The organism is Pararoseomonas baculiformis (assembly GCF_017813395.1).
In the GTDB taxonomy this organism is placed as follows: domain Bacteria; phylum Pseudomonadota; class Alphaproteobacteria; order Acetobacterales; family Acetobacteraceae; genus Roseomonas; species Roseomonas baculiformis.
Genome location: NZ_JAGIZB010000014.1, coordinates 119,929 through 126,582, shown reverse-complemented (window position 1 = coordinate 126,582; position 6,654 = coordinate 119,929). Strand labels below are relative to the sequence as shown.

Sequence of the window (6,654 nt, the reverse complement as noted above, 5' to 3'; positions counted from 1 at the left end):
GGCGGGCGGCGTCGGCAGCGCCTGGGTCGGCGCGGGCGGCACGGGCGTGGGCGGGGCCGGCATCGGCGCCGCGGCCGGATTGGGAGGCGGGGGCGGCGGCAGCGGCGTCGGCGGCTCGTTGCGCGGCCGCTCGGGCGGGGTCGGGGTGGGCGTCGGCAGGGCCGGCGCGTCCGGCGCCGGGGGCGCGGGCAACGGCAGGGGCTCCGGCGCCTGGGCGAGCTGCGGCGCCTCCGGCGTCACGATCTCCACGGGAACCGCCGTCTCCAGCGGCTCCGGGATGTCGCGCCCGGGCATGTCGATGAGCATCATCAGCCCCACCAGCGCGTGCAGCGCCAGGGAAGCGATGAGCCAGGGACGGAGGCGGTCCTCCGTGGTCCCGTTGATGCCTGCGATCGCCGCCATCTGGCCCTACCGCTGCGGCGCGCCCTGGCGGGCGGGCGCGGGGCCGCGCGCGGGCTGGCCCGCCGGCTGCTCGGCCAGCAACGCCACGCGCGAGAAGCCGGCGGAGGAGACGATGCCCATCACCTCCATGATCCGCCCGTAGGCGATGCTGCGGTCGCCGCGCACGAAGATGCGCCGCTCCGGCTGGCCCTGGGGCTGGTTCTGCATGATGGCCTGGAGCTGCGGCACGAGGTTCTCGGCCTGCACCTCCGTCTCCTGCAGGAAGATCCGCCCCTCCGGGTTCACGGTGATGGTCAGCGGCTCCTGCTCCTGGTTCAGGGCCGCAGCCTGGGTCTTGGGCAGGTCCACCGGCACACCCACCGTCATCAGCGGTGCCGCCACCATGAAGATGATGAGCAGCACGAGCATCACGTCCACCAGCGGGGTGACGTTGATCTCGGCCATGGGCCGGCGGCGGCGCCCGGCGCCCCGGCCGCCCGGCTGCAGGGAAGCGGCCACGGGCTCAGACCTGGGCCGGCTGGCGCGGCTGAGGCACCGGCGCCTCGTCCGCCTGGCGGGAGAGGATGGCGCCGAACTCGGCCGAGAAGCCCTCAAGCCGGCCGGTGAAGCGGGCGATGTCGGTGTTGATCTTGTTGTAGGCGAGCACGGCCGGGATGGCCGCCACAAGGCCGATGGCGGTGGCGAACAGCGCCTCCGCGATGCCCGGCGCCACCACGGCGAGGTTCGTGTTGTTCATCCCCGCGATCGCGGAGAAGGAGTTCATGATGCCCCAGACCGTGCCGAAGAGGCCGATGAAGGGCCCGACCGAGCCGACCGAGGCCAGGAAGGTCATCCACTTCTCCAGCCCATCAGCCTCGCGGTTGATGGCCACGTTCATGGCGCGCTCGGCGCGCTCCTTCATGCCCGTCAGGGCGGGGGCGCCCGTCAGGCCCAGATCGGCCGCGCGCGTCCATTCCCGCATCCCCGCGCCGAAGACGGCCGCCATCGGGTGGCTGGGGCGCTCGCCCTCGGTCCGGTAGAGGTCCTCAAGGCTTCCGCCGGACCAGAACTTGTCCTCGAACGCATCCGCCGCGCGGTTCACGCGGCGCATGGTGTTCCACTTCTCGAAAACGATCGCCCAGACCCAGACGCTGGCCAGCAACAGCCCGATCATCACGGCCTTCACGACCCAGTCCGCCTGGAGGAAGAGCCCCCAGAGCGAAAGGTCATGCCCTGCCGCGGCAAGGTTCTGCGCCGTCACGCCACCCGTCGTGCCACCACCCATGGGCGGTCTCCTCATGCTCTCGCGCCAGGCCATCCCCGCCCGGGCGATCCATCCCCAAGCGCCTCGCGGCGCACCCCCGCACCCGTTTCCGGATGCCCCTGCCCTTCCGGGCGAATTTCTCCCGGCGGAGGCTGGGCCGCGCCGCTGGCGGCACCGGGGCAGCCCTGCCACCCCGCCGCCACGATGCGCTCAGCCCCCGGCTTCCGCCCCGGCCGCCGCGTCCGGCCGCAGCGCCGAGCGCCAGGGCTCGGGCAACGGAACGGGACGCAGGCTTTCCTGCGAGACGCAGACCAGCCCCACCTTCAGCCGCGCCAGCACGGTGCCGTCCTCCGCCACCACGTCCTGCCCGACATCCACCGACGCTGACCCTGCCTTGATGACCCGGCTCTCGATGAACACCAGGTCATCCAGTCGCGCGGGGCGCAGATACGCCACTTCGATGCGCCGCACCACAAGCAACGAAGCGTGACGTTCCATCAAAAGGTGATGCGGCAAGCCTATGTCGCGCAAGGATTCCGTCCGGGCACGCTCGGCCCACCGCAGATAGTTGGCGTGATAGGCAACGCCGCCCGCATCGGTGTCCTCGAAATACACGCGGATAGGGTATCGGTGGACGGGCATGGGCGCGGGGCCTAGCGCCGATCACCCATCGCCGCCAGGGGGCGACGCGCCGATGTGTTGCAGGTCTGCATCCCACCATGAGGACGGTGCCAGGGCCTGAACGAGCCTCCACCGTGCCATTTCCGCAACAGCGGAAAGCCTCCTGACATCGTTACCGGGAGCCCAAATTCTGCCTCAAAGAATGCTGGCTCGCCGCGTTGGTATTCCAGCGGAGGGGCCGACTGGCCGCTCCGCCATAAAGGGAGACAACGCATGTCGATGATGAAGAAGGCTGGTCTGACGCTCGCGCTCGTTGCTGGGACGGCTCTGGGTGCCTATGCGCAGTCCAGCTCCACCCTTGGCATGGGTGGCAGCACCGCCGGCGGCGGCACCTCCAGCACCACCCTCGGGACGGGCGGCTCCTCCGCCGGCTCCGGCACGGGCTCCGGCTCCGCCTCCACCCTGGGCCTCGGCGGCACCTCGGCGGGCGGCGGTCAGTCCAGCACCTCGCTCGGCACCGGCGGCTCCTCTTCCGGCTCCGGCACGGGGTCCGGCTCCGCCTCCACCCTGGGCCTCGGCGGCGCCACGGCGGGCGGCGGGCAGTCCAGCACCTCGCTCGGCACCGGTGGCTCCGCGGCCGGCTCGGGCACGGGTTCCGGCTCCTCCTCCACCATGGGCATGGGCGGCAGCTCGGCCGGCGGTGGCACCTCCAGCAGCACGCTCGGCACCGGCGGCTCCGCAGCCGGCTCGGGTTCGCGCAGCGGCTCGGGCTCTGCCTCCACCATGGGCGCGGGCGGCAGCTCCGCCGGCGGCGGCCAGTCCGCCTCCTCCATGGGCACGGGCGGTTCCTCGGCCGGCAGCATGCCGGGTAACTCGGGCAATGCACCCGGCCACAACCGCGACAACGGCAACCGCGGCAACAACCGCTAAGTCCGTGACGGGCCGGGCCGCGCATGCGCGGCCCGGCCCTACCGCGCCAGGGGGAGCCCACATGCAGGACATGAACCGGACCAGCCTTGGAAGCAGCCTCGGGATCCTGCTCCTCGCAGGGTTTCTCCTGCCGGCCGCGGCCTGGGCGCAGAGCAGCAGCAGCGCCTCCGCCACCGGGCCGAACAGCAGCGCCTCCGCAAGCTCGTCCTCGTCCTCTTCCTCGTCGTCATCCAGTTCGGGCGAGTGCGCCGTGCCGCCGGGTGCCCAGAGCGGCACCGGGGTCACCATGGGCGCCGGGGGCCTCAGCGGCAGCGCGACCGCCGGGCCGGGCGGAACCAGCGTCCAGATCAGCCCAGGGGGTGGGTCCGTGACCACCATGCCCGGCGGAAACGGAAGCTGGGCGCAGAGCCATTCCCGTTCGGGCTGCGTGGTTCCGGACCAACCGCGGACGCGCTGAGCGCCTCCATCGACACGACACATCAGGAAAGGAACGCCAGATGCCCCTTCGCACCACGCTGATGGCCACGGCCGCCGCCCTGCTGGCCGCCCCGCTGATCGCGGGCGCGGCGCAGGCCCAGACCTCGGCCGGCGGCACCACCGAATCCCGCGCCCAGGCCGCGTGCCGGTTCCCGGATGGCAGCACCGGCCTGCGCCGCGCCGAGAGCACCACCACCACGGGCACGGGCGCTGCGGCCGGCAGCACGGGTGCCACCGGCACCACCGAGAGCAGCGCCAAGGCCGCTGGCCGCCTGCCGGATGGCAGCACGGGCATGCGGCGCGCGGAAAGCAGCTCCACCATCGGCACGGGCGGCACCACCTCGGGCAGCGGCACCGGCTCTTCCTCCAGCACCGCCGGGACGGCGGGCACGGCGAATGCCGGCAGCGGAGTTTCCGCCAGCACGCTGGGCACGGGCGGCAGCTCCACCCAGGGTGGCACCAGTGCCAGCACCCTCGGCACGGGTGGCAGCTCCACCTCGACCCATTCGAGCGGCCCGGGCGCCAGCGCCTCGGCCTCGGGGCCGAGCGGGAACAGCAGCTCCAACTCCTCGGGCAGCGCGGCCCGTCCCGCGCCTGGTGCCTCGGGCGCGGCGGGGCCGGGGCGTTCCGCCCAGGCGCCGGGCCACAACCGGTAAGCCCAACGCCGGCGGGAGGCTTCCTCCCGCCGGTTTCCGTTTCAGGCCCCCGGGTCTTCCAGCAGGTCGCCCTGGGCGGCCAGGGCGTTCCGGGGCGGCGTCATGCCCAGATGCTTCCAGCCGGGCAGTCCCAGCACGCGGCCGCGCTGGGTGCGCAGGATCAGCCCCTCCTGGATGAGGAAGGGTTCGATCACCTCCTCCAGCGTGTCCCGGCTCTCGGCCAGCGCCGCGGCCAGGGTTTCCACCCCCACCGGCCCGCCCCCGTGATGGTCGGCCAGGCGCCGCAGATAGCGCCGGTCCATCGCATCCAGCCCCAGCCGGTCCACCTCCAGCCGCTGAAGCGCCGAATCCGCCAGGGCGCGGTCCGCGTCCCGCCCCGCCACCGCCGCGAAATCCCGCACGCGGCGCAGCAGGCGGCCGGCGATGCGCGGCGTGCCGCGGCTGCGCGTGGCGATCTCCCGCGCGCCATCCGGGGTGAGCACGAAGCCCAGCTTCTGCGCCCCGCGCGCCACGATCCGCTCCAGCTCCTCCGCCGTGTAGAATTGCAGGCGCAGAGGAATGCCGAAGCGGTCCCGCAGCGGCGTGGCCAGCAACCCCGCGCGGGTGGTGGCGCCCACCAGGGTGAAAGGCGGCAGGTCGATCCGCACGGTGCGGGCGGCCGGCCCTTCCCCGATGATGAGGTCGAGCTGGAAATCCTCCATCGCGGGATAGAGGGTTTCCTCGATGGCGGGCTGCAGCCGGTGGATTTCGTCCACGAAGAGCACGTCGCGCGGCTGAAGATTCGTCAGGATCGCGGCCAGGTCGCCCGCGCGCTGCAGCACGGGGCCCGAGGTGGCACGGAACCCCACGCCGAGTTCCCGCGCCACGATCTGCGCCAGGGTGGTCTTGCCCAGGCCCGGCGGACCGAAAAGCAGCACATGGTCCAGCGCGTCCCCGCGCGCCCGCGCGGCCTGCACAAAGACGGAGAGGTTTTCCCGCAGGGCCGGCTGGCCCGTGAAATCGGCGAGGGTCTGGGGACGCAGCGTCGCTTCCGCCGCGTCCTCCTCCTGCCGGCTTCCGGCGGTGATGCGATCCATGCTCATCAGGGGAACGTAGCGTGATCGCCCGCCCCTGTCGCCGCCCTCCGCGCCGCGCCCCTTGCCAGGGCGGGGATCAGCGCGGCGCCATCTCCTTCAGGCTTTCGCGGATCAGCGTGTTCAGATCCGCCTCCTCCCCCAGCCGCTCCTGCACCCGGGCGACGACGGACGCCGCTTCCGGGCGGCGCCAGCCCAGGTTGAGCAGGGCGGAGACGGCATCGGCCGCCACACCGCGCTCGGGCATGGGCGCGGCGGGCACGATGAAGCCCGCATCGCCCGTGGGCATGCCGCCCACCTTCTCCCGCAGTTCCGAAAGAAGGCGCACCGCCAGCTTCGGCCCGACGCCGGGCGCGCGGGTTAGGCTGCCCTTGTCCCCGGCCATGATCGCCGCGGCCAGATCGCGGGGGGAAAGCGCCGAGAGCAGGCCCAGCGCCACCTTCGGCCCCACGCCCTGAATGCCCGTCAGCAGCCGGAACCAGTCCCGCTCCGCCGCATCGGCGAAGCCGTAGAGGGTGATGGCGTCCTCGCGCACCACCGTCTCGATCCACATCGTGCCCTTGCCATCCTGCGGCAGGGCCGAGACGGCGCGGGATGAGGCGGCAACGAGATAGCCCACCCCGTTCACGTCCAGGATACAGCCGCCCTCATGCACGGAATCCAGGCGGCCCGTCAGCTTGCCGATCATGCGCTCTGATAGCCCCCGGTCTGGTAGGCGCGGGCGAGCGCGTTGCGTGTGGACCGGTGATTGGCGTGGCAGATGGCGATGGCCAGCGCATCCGCCGCATCCGCCCGGCGGATCATCGCGCCGGGCAGCAGGCGCCGCACCATGTCCTGCACCTGCACCTTGTCCGCATGGCCTGTGCCGACCACGGCGCGCTTGATCTCCATCGCCTGGTATTCGGCCACCACGACGCCCAGCATGGCCGGCGCCAGCAGCACCACGCCGCGCGCCTGGCCCAGCTTCAGCGCGGCGCCCGGGTTCTTGTTGACATAGGTGTGCTCCACCGCCGCCTCGTCGGGCCGGTGCAGCTCGATCAGCTCGGTCAGGGCGCGGTGGATGATGCAGAGCCTGTCCGCCAGCGGCAGGTCGGCCTTGGTGCTCACCACCCCATCGGCAAGATGCCGCAGCCGGGACCCGGCGCTTTCCACCAGCCCCCAGCCCGTGTGCTGGAGACCGGGATCGAGCCCGAGGATCCGGACGGAGCCGCCGGGGCGATCCATGCCGCGCGGCTCCGCCGCTCCGCGATCG

At 72.8% G+C, this 6,654-nt stretch carries 8 protein-coding genes and 1 pseudogene; 2 read left to right on the top strand and 7 right to left on the bottom strand.

Going from position 1 to position 6,654, the window contains the following annotated elements; genetic code table 11:
- The 4 genes and pseudogenes from J8J14_RS15605 to J8J14_RS15590 form a co-directional block, all read right to left on the bottom strand.
- Positions 1 to 402: pseudogene (locus J8J14_RS15605) on the bottom strand (hypothetical protein); the annotation flags it as partial.
- A gap of 6 nt (positions 403 to 408) precedes the next feature.
- Positions 409 to 846 (bottom strand): protein TolR, encoded by a 438-nt coding sequence (tolR, locus tag J8J14_RS15600; RefSeq protein WP_209380466.1) that lies wholly within the window; start codon positions 844 to 846, stop codon positions 409 to 411.
- Positions 847 to 904: 58 nt separating this feature from the next.
- Positions 905 to 1,681, bottom strand: coding sequence for a protein TolQ (gene tolQ, locus J8J14_RS15595; protein ID WP_245215825.1), 777 nt, complete (start codon positions 1,679 to 1,681; stop codon positions 905 to 907).
- A 174-nt stretch (positions 1,682 to 1,855) separates the two neighbouring features.
- On the bottom strand, positions 1,856 to 2,287 hold the full coding sequence (locus J8J14_RS15590) for a YbgC/FadM family acyl-CoA thioesterase (protein ID WP_209380457.1): 432 nt from the start codon (positions 2,285 to 2,287) through the stop codon (positions 1,856 to 1,858).
- 252 nt (positions 2,288 to 2,539) lie between these two features.
- Here J8J14_RS15590 and J8J14_RS25460 point away from each other — a divergent pair, with 252 nt between their 5' ends.
- Positions 2,540 to 3,196, top strand: a complete 657-nt coding sequence (locus J8J14_RS25460; RefSeq protein ID WP_209380456.1) for a hypothetical protein — start codon at positions 2,540 to 2,542, stop codon at positions 3,194 to 3,196.
- A 497-nt stretch (positions 3,197 to 3,693) separates the two neighbouring features.
- Positions 3,694 to 4,329: a hypothetical protein gene (locus J8J14_RS15580; RefSeq protein WP_209380455.1), complete on the top strand. Its 636-nt coding sequence runs from the start codon at positions 3,694 to 3,696 to the stop codon at positions 4,327 to 4,329.
- Positions 4,330 to 4,370: 41 nt separating this feature from the next.
- On the opposite strand, the gene ruvB is transcribed toward J8J14_RS15580, so the two are convergent.
- The 3 genes from ruvB to ruvC form a co-directional block, all read right to left on the bottom strand.
- On the bottom strand, positions 4,371 to 5,411 hold the full coding sequence (gene ruvB, locus J8J14_RS15575; RefSeq protein ID WP_209380454.1) for a Holliday junction branch migration DNA helicase RuvB: 1,041 nt from the start codon (positions 5,409 to 5,411) through the stop codon (positions 4,371 to 4,373).
- 70 nt (positions 5,412 to 5,481) lie between these two features.
- On the bottom strand, positions 5,482 to 6,090 hold the full coding sequence (gene ruvA, locus J8J14_RS15570; RefSeq protein WP_209380453.1) for a Holliday junction branch migration protein RuvA: 609 nt from the start codon (positions 6,088 to 6,090) through the stop codon (positions 5,482 to 5,484).
- The gene (ruvC, locus tag J8J14_RS15565) at positions 6,087 to 6,626 is read right to left on the bottom strand and encodes a crossover junction endodeoxyribonuclease RuvC (RefSeq protein WP_209380452.1); all 540 of its coding nucleotides are present in this window, start codon (positions 6,624 to 6,626) and stop codon (positions 6,087 to 6,089) included. The genes ruvA and ruvC overlap by 4 nt, the downstream gene beginning before the upstream one ends.
- Positions 6,627 to 6,654 lie beyond the last annotated feature (28 nt).

Excerpts from the sequence above, each read along its gene's own strand:
- tolR (WP_209380466.1), bottom strand. The coding sequence starts at position 846 with ATGGCCGAGATCAACGTCACCCCGCTGGTGGACGTGATGCTCGTGCTG.
- tolQ (WP_245215825.1), bottom strand. The coding sequence starts at position 1,681 with ATGAGGAGACCGCCCATGGGTGGTGGCACGACGGGTGGCGTGACGGCG.
- J8J14_RS15590 (WP_209380457.1), bottom strand. The coding sequence starts at position 2,287 with ATGCCCGTCCACCGATACCCTATCCGCGTGTATTTCGAGGACACCGAT.
- J8J14_RS25460 (WP_209380456.1), top strand. The coding sequence starts at position 2,540 with ATGTCGATGATGAAGAAGGCTGGTCTGACGCTCGCGCTCGTTGCTGGG.
- J8J14_RS15580 (WP_209380455.1), top strand. The coding sequence starts at position 3,694 with ATGCCCCTTCGCACCACGCTGATGGCCACGGCCGCCGCCCTGCTGGCC.
- ruvB (WP_209380454.1), bottom strand. The coding sequence starts at position 5,411 with ATGAGCATGGATCGCATCACCGCCGGAAGCCGGCAGGAGGAGGACGCG.
- ruvA (WP_209380453.1), bottom strand. The coding sequence starts at position 6,090 with ATGATCGGCAAGCTGACGGGCCGCCTGGATTCCGTGCATGAGGGCGGC.
- ruvC (WP_209380452.1), bottom strand. The coding sequence starts at position 6,626 with ATGGATCGCCCCGGCGGCTCCGTCCGGATCCTCGGGCTCGATCCCGGT.